We start from the raw sequence: 14,458 nt of genomic DNA on the forward strand, positions 1-14,458 counted from the left end.
GGAGGCGGAATCATGGCATCTATTACATCGTTGGGAGCGGGCTCCGGCATTTTCAGCAATGACCTGGTAGATCAGCTGGTCAACGCAGAAAGAGCGCCAGCAAAGCAGCGGCTGGATCTGGAGCAGTCTCAGGCTCAGGCCAAGATTTCCGCGTACGGGTCGCTTCGCAGTGCCGTTGAGGCGTTGCGGGCTCCTATGGAGAAGTTGAGCAGTGCCGAGGGACTTCAGGCGTTTACCTCAACGTCCTCGAATGAAGGGGTTGCAGGAGTATCGGTGGATCCCACCAAGGCCAGCCGTGGCTCCTACAGTCTCGAAGTAACCCAACTTGCCCAGGCTCAGTCATTGGCGTCTGACGTTTTTGCGGACCGGGATGCAACCGCAGTAGGGACAGGGACGCTGACCTTGAATGTTGGTGGCGTCGCAACTGACATTACAGTCGACGAGACCAACAACACCCTCGAGGGGCTGGCAGCTTCTATCAATGAGGCGAATGCTGGCGTGTCTGCGGGTATTGTTGATACGGGGTCGGGCTTTCGCCTGGTTTTGTCTTCGGAAGAGACCGGCGCTGAGAACGCAATTCAAATGTCCGTTGCTGGTGCAGATGCTGATCTGACGCAGTTTGTTGCGAACATGGAAGAAACCGTCGCCGCCAAAGACGCGGTGATGGAAATAAACGGCATTGAGATCACTCGGTCCGGCAACACCGTTGAGGGTGTTATCGACGGCGTGACCTTTGACGTCAAGTCTGTGGGTACATCCACCGTCAAGGTGGAGCAGGACTCGGAAGCCGTGGCCGGCCGGGTGCAGGAGTTTGTTGACAAGTTCAACGGCCTGCAGGACGTGATCAAAAAGTTCTCAGGCTTCAATTCGGTTTCCGGTGAGGGCGGTATTCTCAGTGGAGATTCGACAGTTCGCGGTATCCAGAGTGAGCTCCGCCGAATGTTGACTACCATCCCCGAGGGGCTGGAAAGTTCACCGGTGCGAATGTTGGCAGACGTTGGGATCAAAACCGATCCCAGCACGGGCAAGCTGGAGTTTGATCAGGCGAAGTTTACGGAACAGCTTGAGGCGAATCCGGAAGCCATGACGGCGTTGTTCGCGGAAAAGGACGGTGTTGAGGGCATTGCTGAGCGCACCGTCAATACCGTGACCGACTTTTTGGCCAGTGACGGGGCTTTGGCAACTCGCACCGAAGGGTTAAACGCTGCGTTGCAGGATATCCAGGACAAGCGTGATCGCCTGGATTTGCGTATTGCATCCTACGAGGAGCGCCTGATCAAGCAGTTTTCCGCAGCGGACTCGCTTATTTCACAGATCCAGAGTAGCGGGAACTACGTTGCCCAGCAGTTGGCAGCTCTGGCTCCGCAAAACAACCAGAAATAGTTTTAGCTGAAATCCCAAGAGGTCACGTTATGAACGGTCTTCAGCAATACCAGCGTATCAACACCCAGACCAGCATCACCGATGCTGATCCCCATAAGCTGATTCAGCTCCTGTACAACGGCGCGCTGGAGCGGATCAACATGGCGAAGGCCCGCATGCAGGCGAAAGATTACGAAGGCAAAGGCCGGTTGATCTCCAAGGCTATTGAGATTGTCGGCGGTCTGCGGGAGTTCCTGGATCTGGAGAAGGGCGGCGATTTGGCCCAGCGTCTTGCATCGCTTTACGAGTATATGGAGCGCACCCTCCTCGAAGCCAGCATGAGAAACGACATCACCAAACTGGACGAAGTGGCCAACCTCCTTCGCTCCATCAAAGACGGCTGGGACGGCATCCGCGAAGAGGTGGTGAACCAGCAGCAGGCGGTCTGAACCGGATGTGCAGTGAAAATGGCCCGTAAAACGGGCCATTTTTTTGCCCGCTTAACTATACTTGCTTTACACGTTCCAGCTGAGCGATGGCCGTCTATGTACCGATTTCTGCTCCGTTGTTGTGCCGGCTTCCTGGCTGCGTTGCTGGCGACTGGCGTTGCCGTGGCTCGTGCCGAGCCGGAGGCGGTGATGTTTTCACTGCCCGACGTCTGGCCCTGGGCATATGAGTCGGCCGAAGGCCAGCAGCAGGGCAGTCTGGTGGAATTGGCTCGCCGCCTATCGGACATTTCCGGAATCCCGATCCGTACCAAATTGCGCCCGTTGCGGCGAGTGATCATGGAAATTTCCAACAGTGAGGTGGGATTTACCTTTCTGTTTCGCAGCCCCGAGCTGGATGAGAAGGCAGTGCCGGTCGGGAAGGTTATTGACGTTAATCTGTTGTTGTTGGCGATGGCAGATACCGATTACCCGCTGAATCTGAATAAGCTGGGTCGAACTCGGGTCGCCTTTATTCGCGGCACGTATCTGGGCGAGGCCTTCGAGTATGATCAGGATGTGGTCAAAGTGCCGGTGTCCAGCGTGTCCCAGGCGATCGATCTGCTGAAGATGCAGCGCATCTCGGCAGTCCTCGCCAGCGATCACAACATTTTGCGCAGTATCCAGCAGCGGGGACTGACCTTCCGTGACTTCCGTTACCGGCAGCATGTGACGGGACAGCCGGCGATGATGTACCGCTCCGTCAGTGGCAGCAATCCCGCCCACGGTGAGAAATTCGCCCAGGCACTGCAGGCGATGGAGCGCAGTGGTGAGCTTAACCGTCTGTTTTTTGGTCAGGCGGGACCGGTGTCAGCGGGTAAGCTGCTCTCTGCGAATTAACCCGTCCCTTTCAGTGACTTCAGTTCAATAGCCATTCCCCCCACGCTCCCGTACAATATGCGCCTTATTTTACTGACCCCGATTTCAGGATTTGGAGCAAGGGTATGTCTGATATCAAGAAGGTGGTGCTGGCTTATTCCGGTGGCCTGGATACGTCTGTCATCGTTCGCTGGCTGCAGGACACCTACAACTGTGAGGTGGTGACCTTTACCGCCGACATCGGCCAGGGCGAGGAAGTGGAGCCTGCGCGTGCCAAGGCGGAAGCCCTGGGTGTGAAGGAGATCTACATCGAGGATCTGCGCGAGGAATTCGTGCGTGATTACGTGTTCCCGATGTTCCGCGCCAACACCATCTACGAGGGCGAGTACCTGCTTGGTACCTCCATTGCTCGCCCGCTGATTGCCAAGCGCCTGATCGACATTGCCAATGAAACCGGTGCCGACGCGATTTCCCACGGTGCCACCGGCAAGGGCAACGACCAGGTGCGTTTCGAGCTGGGCGCCTATGCGCTGAAGCCGGGTGTGAAAGTGATTGCGCCCTGGCGTGAGTGGGATCTGAATTCCCGCGAGAAGCTGCTGGCCTACTGCGACGAGCGAAACATTCCGGTGGAGAAGAAAAAGGGCAAGTCCCCTTACTCCATGGACGCCAACCTGCTGCATATCTCCTACGAAGGCATCAACCTTGAAGATCCGTGGGCAGAAGCCGAGGAAGACATGTGGCGCTGGAGTGTGTCTCCGGAAGCCGCGCCGGATCAGCCCACCTATGTTGAGCTGACCTACAAAAAGGGCGACATTGTTGCCATCGACGGTCAGGACATGAAGCCCCATGTGGTGCTGGAAACCCTGAACAAGCTGGCGGGTGAGAACGGCATTGGTCGTCTCGACATTGTCGAGAACCGGTACGTGGGCATGAAGTCCCGCGGCTGCTACGAAACCCCGGGCGGTACCATCATGCTGCGGGCGCACCGTGCCATCGAGTCCATTACGCTGGACCGTGAAGTGGCGCACCTGAAAGACAGCATCATGCCGCGGTATGCCGAAGTGATCTACAACGGTTACTGGTGGTCACCGGAGCGTGAAGCGCTGCAGGCGCTGATCGACCAGACACAGCATTACGTCAACGGTACCGTGCGTCTGAAGCTCTACAAGGGCAACGTGGACGTGGTTGGCCGCAAGTCCGACGACTCGCTGTTTGACGAGAAGATCGCCACCTTTGAGGAAGATCAGGGTGCCTACGATCAGAAAGACGCGGAAGGCTTCATCAAGCTGAACGCTCTGCGGCTGCGTATTGCCGCTGGCAAGGGCCGCAAGCTTTAACTGGCCGCTTTAGACGCCCGGAACTCTCCGGGCGTCTTTCCCGCTACCGCTTTGAATTTACGGTGAAACGACGTGGTTTCACTGTACCCCAGCCGCAAGGCAATCTCCGGAATTCCCAGTTTACTATTCTGCAGATAGTCCTCCGCCATCTGCTGTCGCACCTCATCCAGTAATTGCTGATACGCCGCGCCTTCCTGGCTCAGCTTGCGTTGCAGTGTGCGGCTGGTCATGCCCAGTTGCTCCGCCACCAAGTCCTGCCGGGTAATGCCATGCATCAGCTGCTGTTGAATGGCGTATTTCACTCGCGAGGTGAGGTCGGTGTCGCTTTCCAGCGCGGCGAGCTGGCTCAGGGCGTGGGCTTCCAGGGTTTTGCGAAGCAGCGGGTCGGGCTGGCGCAGGGGCAGGGTGAGCAGATCCCGGTGCAGTCGCACCGAATCCCGCTGCGCGCCGAACCTGACCGGGCAGTGCCACCGATGTTTGTAAGCGGCTTCGTAATCGGTTCCGGGCGAAGGTCGCTGCAGTTCCACCTCTGCCGGACCGGCCTCTGGCTGGTCACCCAGCCAACGGGCGTAGTTGATCCAGGAGGCGAACACGTTGTCCACCATCTGCGGCCGGATCAGCGGGTCATCGTAATTGCAGGTCCACACCAGGCGCAGGTAGTCGCCCTCCTGCAGGATGCGGGTGGTGCCCATGTCGCCGACCAGTTTTTCGAACGGCGTAATGCGCATCACGGCTTCGCCGAGCGTGGCGCAGCTCATGGTGATGTAGCCCAAAACGCTGTAAGAGCCCGGTTGCACGAAATCGCCGGTTTCCAGGCCGAGGATCGGGTTGCCGGTTTGCTCGCACAGGCGGTGGATGAAGGCCTGGAAGTGTTCGCCGTTGATGCGCCCCTCGTCACTGGTGAGGATTGCCGGGTCCAGCCCGCAGTCAGCGAGCAGAGTGTGGGTGTCAATACCGTTGGCGTTGGCGGCGCGCACGTACTGGCGCAGGGCCGCCACGGAGGCGGTTCCGAGGGTTTTCATGGTGACAGCGCATGTTGTTGTAGTGTTTGTCACGAGAGTATAGCGGAAGCAGGCAATAAAAAAGCCAGCTCATGTGAGCTGGCTTGAAATCAAAACTTAAGGAAAGAACGAAAGTGCCTGAAAAATTCGTTAATCCGGTGGATCGTTACCCAAACGGCGGCGGAGGTACTACACGGCTCCTCCGCCATTGGGCGGATACTGCTTAAATCCACAATTGCAGAATAGGGCTTTCGCGCCGGCAAGTCTGTTTGTGAAGTGTGTCCCAGTGTTACTGTTTGTTTTTTAGGCGTCGGCTTTCATTTCTGGTGCGGTTTCGGTGAACCGGCGAGTCTCGTAGGCATCCACCAGCCCCTGAACCGCGGCGCGTTCCACGTCCTGAACCGTGGGTGTGCCGGCCTGCGCGTCGGATTTGCACAGCACCATGCCCGCCTCGACAGAGATGTAGCCGGCAGTGGTTTTCAGCGCCTTGTGGTTGATGCCGTCAAACACCCGGCGGAACGCCGTGGCGGTGCAGTTATCGCTGGTGGGGAAGTAGGCCACAATGGCGTATTGATTGTCGCCAACCCGGCACAGCGCGTCCATGGGCCGGATCAGATGGCTGAGGCGCCGGGCAATACCGATGGCCAGCTCGCTCATCACCGAGGGCGGATGTTTACGCTTGAGTTCCTGCCAGTTGCGGATGCCGCACAGCACGTAGGCGGTGGAGCCGTTGCGGGATTCAGCGTGGCGCAGGGTTTTAGCCAGCCGCTCACGGGCGTATTTGTTGTTGCACAGCCCGGTTTCCAGATCAATGATGTTGGTGGCTTCCAGCTCCCGGTTGTTCTCGATCAGCAGGGAATTGGCCCGCAACAGGGTATTCTGACGGTCGGCCATGCGGTCGGCAGCAAAGATCCGCGGAATCAGCTGTTTGGTCATGTCGGATTTGTAGATGAAATCGTCTACGCCGCGATCAAAGGCTTCGGACAGCGCTTCCACGCTCTCCCTGGCGGTGAGCAGAATAACGTAGGTGTAGTGGTTGTTCTGTTCGTCCTGCTGGCGCACCTGATCGGTCAGCTCCAGGCCGTCCATTTCCGGCATCAGCCAGTCGGCAATCAGCACGCTGACCGGGCGCTGCTCAATCAGTGCCAGCGCCGCCGGGGCGTTGTTGGCGATGCGTACGTCGCGATAACCGGCATTTCGCAGGGTGCGGCCAACCACCATACTACTGAACTTTGCGTCGTCTACTACAAGGATGGGGAGATCCAGATTTGGCATTGTTATCTACTTTTACCAGTCCGTTGTCAGATGCGGTAAGGTGCGGGGCTTGCTATGCTTTGCCCTTATTTTAACGGCCAGATTATACCCTTAACGGTTTATGGAGAATAACGACCATGCCCTCTTTTGACATTGTTTCAGAAATCGATATGCACGAAGTCACCAACGCGGTGGATCAGGCCAAGCGGGAGCTGGGCAACCGCTGGGATTTCAAGAATGTGGAAGCGGATATCGAGAGTGACGACAAGGGCATTACCATCAGCGCCGAGCAGGAGTTCCAGCTGGAGCAACTGCTGGACATGCTGCGCATGGCGTTTGCCAAGCGCAACATTGACAGCCGGGCCATTTCCGAAGACGGCGAAAGCAAGTCCGGCAAGCTGGTCAAGCAGCACTTGTTGCTGAAGCAGGGCATCGAAACCGACATGGCGAAGAAGATCGTCAAGATGATCAAGGACGCCAAACTGAAGGTTCAGGCCAGCATTCAGGGTGACAAGGTGCGGGTGACCGGCAAGAAACGCGACGACCTGCAAACGGCGATCGCGCTGCTGAAAGAAGCGGAGCTTGAGATTCCGCTGCAGTTCAACAACTTCCGCGACTGATCCGGGGGCTGCACCATCAACTCCGGAACCCGCCTGGCCCTGTTCAAGGACGCGCTTTACACCTACACCCGCTGGCAGGTCATTGCCCTGCTGTTCCTGGGGTTCTCCGCCGGCCTGCCGTTCCTGCTGGTGTTTTCCACCCTGAACGCGCGGTTGGCGGATGTCGGTGTCGAGACGGCCACCATCGGCTTTTTCAGCTGGCTGGGCATCACCTATTCCATCAAGGTGTTCTGGGCGCCGGTGGTGGACCGGCTCAAACTGCCTCTGCTGGACCGGCTGCTGGGCAAGCGCCGTAGCTGGATACTGCTGGCCCAGGCGGGCATCGCCACCGGGCTGTATCTGATGGCCCATGTGGATGCCGTTGCGGCACCGGAGATGATGGCCCTGTGCGGGCTGCTGGTGGCGTTTTCCTCCGCCACCCAGGATGTGGCCATTGATGCCTACCGCATCGAGATTGCCGAAGAACGCCTGCAGGCTGCGCTGGCAGCCACTTACATCTTTGGCTACCGGCTGGCGCTGCTGGTAGCCGGGGCGGGCGCCCTGTACCTGGCCGAGTTCTGGTCCTGGCAGGTGTCCTACGAAGTGATGGCGCTACTGGTGGGCGTCGGGGCGGTCACCGTGCTGCTGGTGCGTGAGCCTGCGGTGAACCATTTTGCCGCGGCCCAGGACATCGCCCACAAGATCGAGCAGGAGGCCAGCAAACGCGCCCATCTGAATCCCCGGCTCGCTCGCATCATCGGCTGGTTCTACGCCGCCGTCGCCGGCCCGTTCCTGGATTTTTTTCGCCGCTACAAAGAACTGGCCATCCTGATCCTGCTGATGGTCGCGGTGTACCGGATTTCGGACATCGCCATGGGGGTGATGGCCAATCCGTTTTATCTGGATTTCATGGGTTTCAGTAAAGTTCAGGTGGCGGACGTAACCAAGGTCTTCGGCTTTTTCATGACTATTGCCGGTTCCCTGGTAGGTGGCGTGATGGTGATGCGCTACGGGGTTCGCAACATTCTCCTGCTGGGCGCGGTCATGACAGCAGCCACCAATCTGTTGTTCGTGCTCCTGGCGCAGTACCCGCCAAACATTTATACCCTGGCGGCGGTGGTCAGCGCCGATAACCTCAGCGGCGGCATCGCCAATGTGGCGCTGATCGCCTGGCTCTCCAGCATGACCAGTGCCTCGTTTACCGCTACCCAGTATGCGCTGTTCAGCTCCCTGATGACCCTGCCAGGCAAATTCCTCGGCGGCTTCTCGGGCATTGTGGTGGCGGACTTCGGCTACGCCCAGTTCTTCCTGGTCGCCGGCTTCATGGGCGTGCCTGCGATCCTTCTGGCCCTCTTCATGATCCGCCATGGGGCTCGGCTGGATGCTTTGGCACCGCGGAATGAGGAAGCGGTGCCGGCTCCTGGCTCTCATTGAGCGTGGGGCTGGCCCCGGGGTGGGGACACCTTTTCTTCTGGAAAACGAACTCGCTTCGCTCAGACACCGTTATTCCGGCAGAAAAGGTATCCCCACCCCGTGACCGACTCGACTTCGAAGAAAACCGCCACCGTAGGTCGGATTAGTGCAGCGTAATCCGACAACTCAATTTAACCCGCGAGCACAACGATGCCTGAACCCACAAAAGAACAAAAAATCTGGCAGGTGGTCGCTGCAATACCTCCGGGCTGCGTAGCCAGCTATGGTCAGGTCGCCGACATGGCCGGCCTGGGTCGACAGGCACGTTTCGTGGGCCGCGCGTTGGGTAAACTGCCGGCCGGCCATTCAATCCCTTGGTTCCGGGTTATTCGCAGTAACGGCCAGATAGCTTTCCCACAAGGCTCCGATCCGCACGAAACTCAGGTGCACCGATTGCGGGAAGAGGGAGTGGAAGTTCTCAACGGTCGAGTTGCCATGCGAAGCTTCCAGTGGCAGCCGTGAGTTTGTCTGGGGCTGCAGGGGTGTTGGGTTGTTCGGGCTGTTTTGTCGGATTACGCTTCGCTAATCCGACCTACGGTGGCTACTGTGACGCGTATTCTTGGTCAGTAAGCAGAAGGCCATCCAAAAGTCAGGTCGGTCACGGGGTGGGGGTACCTTTTCTGCAGGAACAAAGGTGTCTGAGCGCAGCGAGTTCTTTTTCCGAAAGAAAAGGTACCCCCACCCCGGGACCAGCCCCCACATCAAAGGCCAGCCCCCGGTTTAAGAGGGCCGGCCAGGGAGTCACAACGACTAAAGCCGCAAAGCCCCGTCTACTTCGATCATTCGACCAGACACATAGTCATTCTCAAAGATAAACGCTGCAGCCGAAGCAATCTCCTCCGGCTTGCCCATGCGCTTGAGAGGTATACCGGCGGTCATCTTCTCCAGCGCTTCCGGCTTCATCGAGGCGGTCATCTCGGTTTCAATAAAGCCCGGGGCAATGCCCATGCAGCGGATGCCGTAGCGGGCCAGCTCCTTTGCCCAGACCGGAACCAGAGCAGAAACACCGGCCTTGGCGGCGGAGTAATTGCTCTGGCCCATGTTGCCGGCGCGGGAAATAGAGGCGATGTTGATGATCGCACCCTGATCGCCGTTCTTGATCATCTGGGTAGCGGCTTCACGGCCACACAGGAACACGCCCGTCAGGTTCACATCGATCACCGACTGCCACTGGGACAGCTCCATGCGCTTTTCCACCTGGCCATCTTTCACCTTGACCATCAGCCCGTCGCGCAGGATACCGGCGTTGTTGACCAGACCGTTCAGGTGGCCGAAGTCCTTCACAATGGCTTCGAAGGTTTTCTCAACGTCTTCTTCCTTGGCGACGTTACAAACGTAGCTGCGAGCCTCGACGCCGGCGGCCTTGCAGGCGGCAACGGCTTCGTCGAGCTTCTCCGGCATCAGGTCGATCAGTGCCAGTTTCGCGCCTTTGGCAGCGAGGTATTCGGCCATGGCGCGGCCCAGGCCCTGGCCGCCGCCGGTGATTGCAATCACGGAATCTTGAAGTTTCATGTTTTGCCCTAACTAAGTTCTCAGGTGGTTTTACGTTTTCTGTGTGTCTGCGTGGTTGTTATGAGGAGGCATTTTGCCCGTTTTCCTGTTTCTTTTCATTATTATGCCCATCGCCGAAATGGCGGTGCTGATCAAGGTCGGTGGCATCATCGGCGTGCTGAACACCATCGGCCTGGTGCTGCTGACCGCCGTAGTGGGTGCGTGGCTGTTGCGCCAGCAGGGGCTGGCCACATTACTGCGGGCGAATCAGCGCCTCAACAGTGGTGAGCTGCCGGCCAAAGAGGTGGCCGAGGGGCTGATTCTGGCGGTAGGTGGCGCGCTGCTGCTGACCCCGGGATTTATTACCGACACCGTGGGCTTCCTGTGCCTGCTGCCCGGCACCCGTCACTGGTTTGTTGCCCAGGCGATGAAGCGCATGGTGATGTCGGGGCAGGCCGGCGGCTTTCATTTTCGTGCCGGCGGCGGGCAGGGGCCGTTTACCGGGCAAGAGAGCCCCTTCGGCCGCCAGCGTCCGTTTGATCGGGATGCCAACGGCGACATCATCGAGGGGGAGTTCCAGGATCAGACCGAAAGCGATCGAAACCGCATCGAAAAAAAGTGAAAATTTTTTGTTCCGGGGTGTTGAAAACCTCTACGGCCTACCCCAAATAGGACACACAAGTTCGCTGCGGGCTGATTTCCACTGAAAACAGCTGGTTATCAAGCCGGGCAATTTGTCGGATCACGCATTGCGGGTCCGACTTACATCAACAATGTCATTGCCACATTAATCTGACTATTGGAGAAACCGAGCAATGAAAATTCGTCCGCTACACGATCGTGTCGTCGTACGCCGAAAGGAAGAAGAAGAGAAAACCGCAGGTGGCATCGTGCTGCCGGGGAATGCCAAGGAGAAGCCGTCCCAGGGTGAAGTGCTTGCCGTGGGCAATGGCCGCATCCTCGATAACGGCGAGACCCGTGCACTGGCGGTCAAGGTGGGTGACACCGTGGTGTTCGGTCAGTACGCCGGTAACACCGTAAAGGTTGACGGTGAAGAGCTCCTGATCATGAGCGAGAACGACATCTACGGCGTGCTTGAGTGATCGCGCAAGCGACCGGCACGAAATCTCATTCATCCGATTGATTCAACGATTTCGGTTTAACGAACAGGAATTGAAGACATGGCAGCAAAAGACGTTAGATTCGGCGACAGCGCCCGCAAGCGCATGGTTGAAGGCGTTAACATCCTGGCAGACGCCGTCAAGGTAACCCTCGGCCCCAAAGGTCGTAACGTGGTTCTGGAGAAGTCCTTCGGCTCCCCCACCGTGACCAAAGACGGTGTGTCTGTGGCCAAGGAAATCGAGCTGAAAGACAAGTTCGAGAACATGGGTGCCCAGATGGTCAAGGAAGTCGCTTCCCAGACCAACGACACCGCCGGTGACGGCACCACCACCGCGACCGTTCTGGCCCAGGCCATCGTTCGCGAAGGCATCAAGGCGGTTACCGCCGGCATGAACCCGATGGATCTGAAGCGTGGTATCGACAAGGCGACCATCGCCGCTGTGGAAGCCATCCGCGATCTGTCCAAGCCGTGCGACGATAACCGCAACATCGCGCAGGTTGGCACCATCTCCGCCAACGGCGACGAGAGCATCGGCAAGATCATTGCCGACGCCATGGAGCGCGTTGGTAAGGAAGGCGTCATCACCGTTGAGGAAGGCCGTGGCCTGGAAGACGAGCTGGACGTGGTTGAAGGTATGCAGTTCGACCGCGGTTACCTGAGCCCGTACTTCATCAACAACCAGGACAACATGTCTGCCGAACTGGATGACCCGTACATCCTGCTGGTCGACAAGAAGATCTCCAACATCCGCGAACTGCTGCCGGTGCTGGAAGCTGTCGCCAAAGCGGGCAAGCCGCTGCAGATCATCGCCGAAGATATCGAAGGCGAAGCGCTGGCCACTCTGGTGGTGAACAACATGCGTGGCATCGTCAAGGTCAACGCCGTCAAGGCGCCGGGCTTTGGTGACCGTCGCAAGGAAATGCTGCAGGACATCGCCATCCTGACCGGTGGCACCGTGATTTCCGAGGAAGTGGGCCTGACTCTGGAGAACACCACTCTGGATGATCTGGGTACTGCCAAGCGCGTTAACGTGACCAAGGAAAACACCACGCTGATCGGCGGTGCTGGCGCTCAGGCGGATATCGAAGCCCGCGTTGAGCAGATCCGCAAGCAGATCGAAGACAGCAGCTCCGATTACGACAAAGAGAAGCTGCAGGAGCGCGTAGCGAAGCTGGCCGGCGGTGTTGCCGTGATCAAGATCGGTGCCGGTTCTGAAGTGGAAATGAAAGAGAAGAAGGCTCGCGTTGAAGACGCGCTGCACTCCACCCGCGCTGCCGTTGAAGAAGGCATCGTACCGGGCGGTGGTGTAACCCTGATCCGCGCCATTGCGGCTCTGGACAAGGTTGACGCGATCAACGAAGAGCAGAAGGCCGGTGTGAACATCCTGCGTCGTGCCATGGAAGCTCCGCTGCGTCAGATCGTGACCAACGCCGGTGGCGAAGCCTCCGTGGTGGTCAACAAGATCCGCGACGGCGAAGGTGCATTCGGCTACAACGCCGCCACCGAAGCCTACGGCGACATGCTGGAAATGGGTATCCTGGATCCTGCCAAGGTCACCCGTTCTGCGCTGCAGGCGGCTGCTTCCGTGGCTTCCCTGATCATCACCACCGAGGCGATGATTGCGGACGAGCCGGAAGACGAAAAAGCCGGCGGTGGTATGCCGGACATGGGCGGCATGGGTGGAATGGGAGGCATGGGCGGCATGATGTAAGCCCCCATTCATTCCTCCGCCTGCCGGAGCCCGAAAACCCGCACAGCAATGTGCGGGTTTTTTTATGCCCGTGTGCATTTGGTTCATGACCTGCCAAATTCCCTTTGCTAGACTCGGCAACCAGCCTATTTCGAACGTGTTGCCGAATGACTGAATCCGAACCCAAAGCTTTCCTGCGCCCCGGCAAGGTTTTTCTGCTTGTGCTGATGGGTGTGTTTGTTTATCTGCTGGCGCTGGTGATCTGGGTGCCGGCGGGGTGGCTCTGGCATCACGCGTCGGCTCGCATCACCTTGCCGCAACAGGTTCAGGTGCGTCAGGTCTCGGGCACGGTATGGAGCGGGGCCGCCGGAGTGGTGGTCGCCGGCTTCCCGGTGCGTGGCAGTTGGGAGCTGGACTGGCCCTCGCTGACGTCCCTGCAACTGCCGGTGGCGCTCAATATTGCCTCGGCCCAGTCGTCAATCAACGGTGATCTCACCCTGGGCTGGCCCGGCAACGTGTATCTGGACGCCACCGGTCGCATCACGGTGGCCGAGTTTGAAGATCTGATCCGCCAAAGTGGCGGCGCCATGATCGAAGGCGAAGTGTTGATTGATGCGCTGCAGGTCAGCTGGGAAGACAACCGGCTCACCAACGCCAGCGGCACCGGTCGCTGGGATGGCGGTCTGGTCACCTGGCCGATGGGTAGCCAGACCGGGCAGGCAGAGTTCCCGCCGATGGCTGCGGAGCTGGACACCACCGACGGCGGGTTGGCTCTGGTGGTGCGCGAGCAGGGCGGCGATGGCCCGGCCGCTGACGCCAATATTCTGTGGAACGGCATGCTGGAACTGCGGGTCTACAAGCGCATGGTGGATCTGGCCGACCAGCCCTGGTCCGGTTCCGCCCAGCCCGGGGATGTCATTTTCCGCGTTCGCCAGCCGCTGCTTCCGGGAGGCTTCTGATGAGGGCCTTTTCCTTCAGCGCCCAGGCCCGTGTGGCCCGCATCCTGGCAAACGTACTGCTGGTGGCGCTGGTGCTCTACCTGGGCGTCGCCCTGGCGAAAATGACGTGGCTGATCGCCTGGAACGAACAGCCGGTGGCGACCAGCCCGGATGCCGGAGGTGCCAGTGGTGCCAGGGCTCGCGGAGCGCTGTCCATGCCCATTGCCGGCTATGAATTCTTCGGCCGGCCCCAGGGTGAGACACGGGTGGCTGAAGCGGTTCGCCGTTCGGCGCCGCAAACCGGGCTGCAATTGCGACTGGAAGGCGTCATGCTGGCGGAGCGCCCGGAAGACTCTGGTGCTATAGTTGCTGGAAGTAATGGTGAAACCGCGCATTACCGCGTGGGTGATACGCTGCCGGGCAATGCCGAACTGGCGGAAGTGGAAGCTGAGCGTATCCTGATTCGTCGCAACGGTCGCTACGAATCATTGGCCTTTGATGAGACAACCGACGCGGATTCACTGGTTGCGGAGGACTCGCAGGACGCGGCAGAATCGTCACCCGACGAATTTCTTGCCAGTGCCCGGGAACAGCTCGACAGCCTGGGCGTTGAAGCGCTCGCTACCTACGGCTTGAGACCAGCCGACGACGGCAGTAGCAGCGGCTACGTGTACGATGGCTCCAACGCCATGCTCAATGCCGTCAACCTGAGAGCCGGGGATGTCATTACCGCCATAAACGGGCAACGCCTCGGTGATGTGGAGCAGGATAAAGCTCTGCTCGAAAGCTGGCGATCGGAGTCCCAGCTGGATATTGAAATTGAACGGGACGGGACCATCCTGACCGTGAGCTATGCCATACCCGAGCAGTGGCGCTGAACGGGTTC

Annotated in this window: 15 protein-coding genes; 12 read left to right on the top strand and 3 right to left on the bottom strand. The window is 58.9% G+C overall.

Annotation, left to right across the window (positions count from 1 at the left end; translation table 11 throughout):
- The first annotated feature begins 12 nt into the window (after positions 1–12).
- From fliD to DYI22_RS09575, 4 genes are all read left to right on the top strand, one after another.
- On the top strand, positions 13–1,383 hold the full coding sequence (gene fliD / locus DYI22_RS09560) for a flagellar filament capping protein FliD (RefSeq protein WP_213477832.1): 1,371 nt from the start codon (positions 13–15) through the stop codon (positions 1,381–1,383).
- A 29-nt stretch (positions 1,384–1,412) separates the two neighbouring features.
- Positions 1,413–1,811: a flagellar export chaperone FliS gene (fliS, locus tag DYI22_RS09565; protein ID WP_213477833.1), complete on the top strand. Its 399-nt coding sequence runs from the start codon at positions 1,413–1,415 to the stop codon at positions 1,809–1,811.
- A 96-nt stretch (positions 1,812–1,907) separates the two neighbouring features.
- Entirely contained in the window at positions 1,908–2,687 is a 780-nt protein-coding gene (locus DYI22_RS09570) for a transporter substrate-binding domain-containing protein (RefSeq protein ID WP_213477834.1), read from the top strand.
- Positions 2,688–2,791: 104 nt separating this feature from the next.
- Positions 2,792–4,003, top strand: coding sequence for an argininosuccinate synthase (locus tag DYI22_RS09575; protein WP_213477835.1), 1,212 nt, complete (start codon positions 2,792–2,794; stop codon positions 4,001–4,003).
- Here the strand turns inward: DYI22_RS09575 and DYI22_RS09580 are convergent.
- Both DYI22_RS09580 and DYI22_RS09585 read right to left on the bottom strand, forming a co-directional pair.
- Positions 4,000–5,025, bottom strand: coding sequence for an AraC family transcriptional regulator (locus DYI22_RS09580; protein WP_213477836.1), 1,026 nt, complete (start codon positions 5,023–5,025; stop codon positions 4,000–4,002). The genes DYI22_RS09575 and DYI22_RS09580 overlap by 4 nt on opposite strands.
- Positions 5,026–5,307: 282 nt before the next feature.
- Complete coding sequence (locus DYI22_RS09585; RefSeq protein ID WP_213477837.1) at positions 5,308–6,279, bottom strand: response regulator; 972 nt, start codon at positions 6,277–6,279, stop codon at positions 5,308–5,310.
- A gap of 116 nt (positions 6,280–6,395) precedes the next feature.
- On the opposite strand from DYI22_RS09585, the gene DYI22_RS09590 reads away from it, so the two are divergent.
- The 3 genes from DYI22_RS09590 (at position 6,396) to DYI22_RS09600 (ending at position 8,792) form a co-directional block, all read left to right on the top strand.
- A complete protein-coding gene (locus DYI22_RS09590) occupies positions 6,396–6,878 on the top strand; it encodes a YajQ family cyclic di-GMP-binding protein (protein WP_213477838.1) in 483 nt (160 codons plus the stop codon).
- A gap of 39 nt (positions 6,879–6,917) precedes the next feature.
- Positions 6,918–8,291, top strand: coding sequence for an AmpG family muropeptide MFS transporter (locus DYI22_RS09595; RefSeq protein ID WP_416234585.1), 1,374 nt, complete (start codon positions 6,918–6,920; stop codon positions 8,289–8,291).
- 189 nt (positions 8,292–8,480) lie between these two features.
- A complete protein-coding gene (locus tag DYI22_RS09600) occupies positions 8,481–8,792 on the top strand; it encodes an MGMT family protein (RefSeq protein WP_213477839.1) in 312 nt (103 codons plus the stop codon).
- Positions 8,793–9,080: 288 nt separating this feature from the next.
- Here the strand turns inward: DYI22_RS09600 and DYI22_RS09605 are convergent, their stop codons facing one another.
- On the bottom strand, positions 9,081–9,842 hold the full coding sequence (locus tag DYI22_RS09605) for an SDR family oxidoreductase (protein WP_213477840.1): 762 nt from the start codon (positions 9,840–9,842) through the stop codon (positions 9,081–9,083).
- 73 nt (positions 9,843–9,915) lie between these two features.
- Between DYI22_RS09605 and DYI22_RS09610 the strand changes: the two genes are divergently transcribed.
- From DYI22_RS09610 to DYI22_RS09630, 5 genes are all read left to right on the top strand, one after another.
- Positions 9,916–10,443: an FxsA family protein gene (locus DYI22_RS09610; RefSeq protein ID WP_213477841.1), complete on the top strand. Its 528-nt coding sequence runs from the start codon at positions 9,916–9,918 to the stop codon at positions 10,441–10,443.
- A 193-nt stretch (positions 10,444–10,636) separates the two neighbouring features.
- The gene (groES, locus tag DYI22_RS09615; RefSeq protein ID WP_213477842.1) at positions 10,637–10,924 is read left to right on the top strand and encodes a co-chaperone GroES; all 288 of its coding nucleotides are present in this window, start codon (positions 10,637–10,639) and stop codon (positions 10,922–10,924) included.
- A gap of 78 nt (positions 10,925–11,002) precedes the next feature.
- Entirely contained in the window at positions 11,003–12,655 is a 1,653-nt protein-coding gene (gene groL / locus DYI22_RS09620; protein WP_213477843.1) for a chaperonin GroEL, read from the top strand.
- A 146-nt stretch (positions 12,656–12,801) separates the two neighbouring features.
- Positions 12,802–13,593, top strand: coding sequence for a type II secretion system protein N (gene gspN, locus DYI22_RS09625; protein ID WP_213477844.1), 792 nt, complete (start codon positions 12,802–12,804; stop codon positions 13,591–13,593).
- Positions 13,593–14,450, top strand: coding sequence for a type II secretion system protein N (locus DYI22_RS09630; RefSeq protein WP_213477845.1), 858 nt, complete (start codon positions 13,593–13,595; stop codon positions 14,448–14,450). The genes gspN and DYI22_RS09630 overlap by 1 nt, the downstream gene beginning before the upstream one ends.
- The last annotated feature ends 8 nt before the right edge of the window (positions 14,451–14,458 follow it).

This window comes from Marinobacter lipolyticus (genome assembly GCF_018424605.1).
GTDB classification, from domain to species: domain Bacteria; phylum Pseudomonadota; class Gammaproteobacteria; order Pseudomonadales; family Oleiphilaceae; genus Marinobacter; species Marinobacter lipolyticus_B.

What these genes read in the sequence shown, in the direction of transcription:
- fliD (WP_213477832.1), top strand. Translation starts at nt 13, where the DNA reads ATGGCATCTATTACATCGTTGGGAGCGGGCTCCGGCATTTTCAGCAAT.
- fliS (WP_213477833.1), top strand. Translation starts at nt 1,413, where the DNA reads ATGAACGGTCTTCAGCAATACCAGCGTATCAACACCCAGACCAGCATC.
- DYI22_RS09570 (WP_213477834.1), top strand. Translation starts at nt 1,908, where the DNA reads ATGTACCGATTTCTGCTCCGTTGTTGTGCCGGCTTCCTGGCTGCGTTG.
- DYI22_RS09575 (WP_213477835.1), top strand. Translation starts at nt 2,792, where the DNA reads ATGTCTGATATCAAGAAGGTGGTGCTGGCTTATTCCGGTGGCCTGGAT.
- DYI22_RS09580 (WP_213477836.1), bottom strand. Translation starts at nt 5,025, where the DNA reads ATGAAAACCCTCGGAACCGCCTCCGTGGCGGCCCTGCGCCAGTACGTG.
- DYI22_RS09585 (WP_213477837.1), bottom strand. Translation starts at nt 6,279, where the DNA reads ATGCCAAATCTGGATCTCCCCATCCTTGTAGTAGACGACGCAAAGTTC.
- DYI22_RS09590 (WP_213477838.1), top strand. Translation starts at nt 6,396, where the DNA reads ATGCCCTCTTTTGACATTGTTTCAGAAATCGATATGCACGAAGTCACC.
- DYI22_RS09600 (WP_213477839.1), top strand. Translation starts at nt 8,481, where the DNA reads ATGCCTGAACCCACAAAAGAACAAAAAATCTGGCAGGTGGTCGCTGCA.
- DYI22_RS09605 (WP_213477840.1), bottom strand. Translation starts at nt 9,842, where the DNA reads ATGAAACTTCAAGATTCCGTGATTGCAATCACCGGCGGCGGCCAGGGC.
- groES (WP_213477842.1), top strand. Translation starts at nt 10,637, where the DNA reads ATGAAAATTCGTCCGCTACACGATCGTGTCGTCGTACGCCGAAAGGAA.
- groL (WP_213477843.1), top strand. Translation starts at nt 11,003, where the DNA reads ATGGCAGCAAAAGACGTTAGATTCGGCGACAGCGCCCGCAAGCGCATG.
- gspN (WP_213477844.1), top strand. Translation starts at nt 12,802, where the DNA reads ATGACTGAATCCGAACCCAAAGCTTTCCTGCGCCCCGGCAAGGTTTTT.
- DYI22_RS09630 (WP_213477845.1), top strand. Translation starts at nt 13,593, where the DNA reads ATGAGGGCCTTTTCCTTCAGCGCCCAGGCCCGTGTGGCCCGCATCCTG.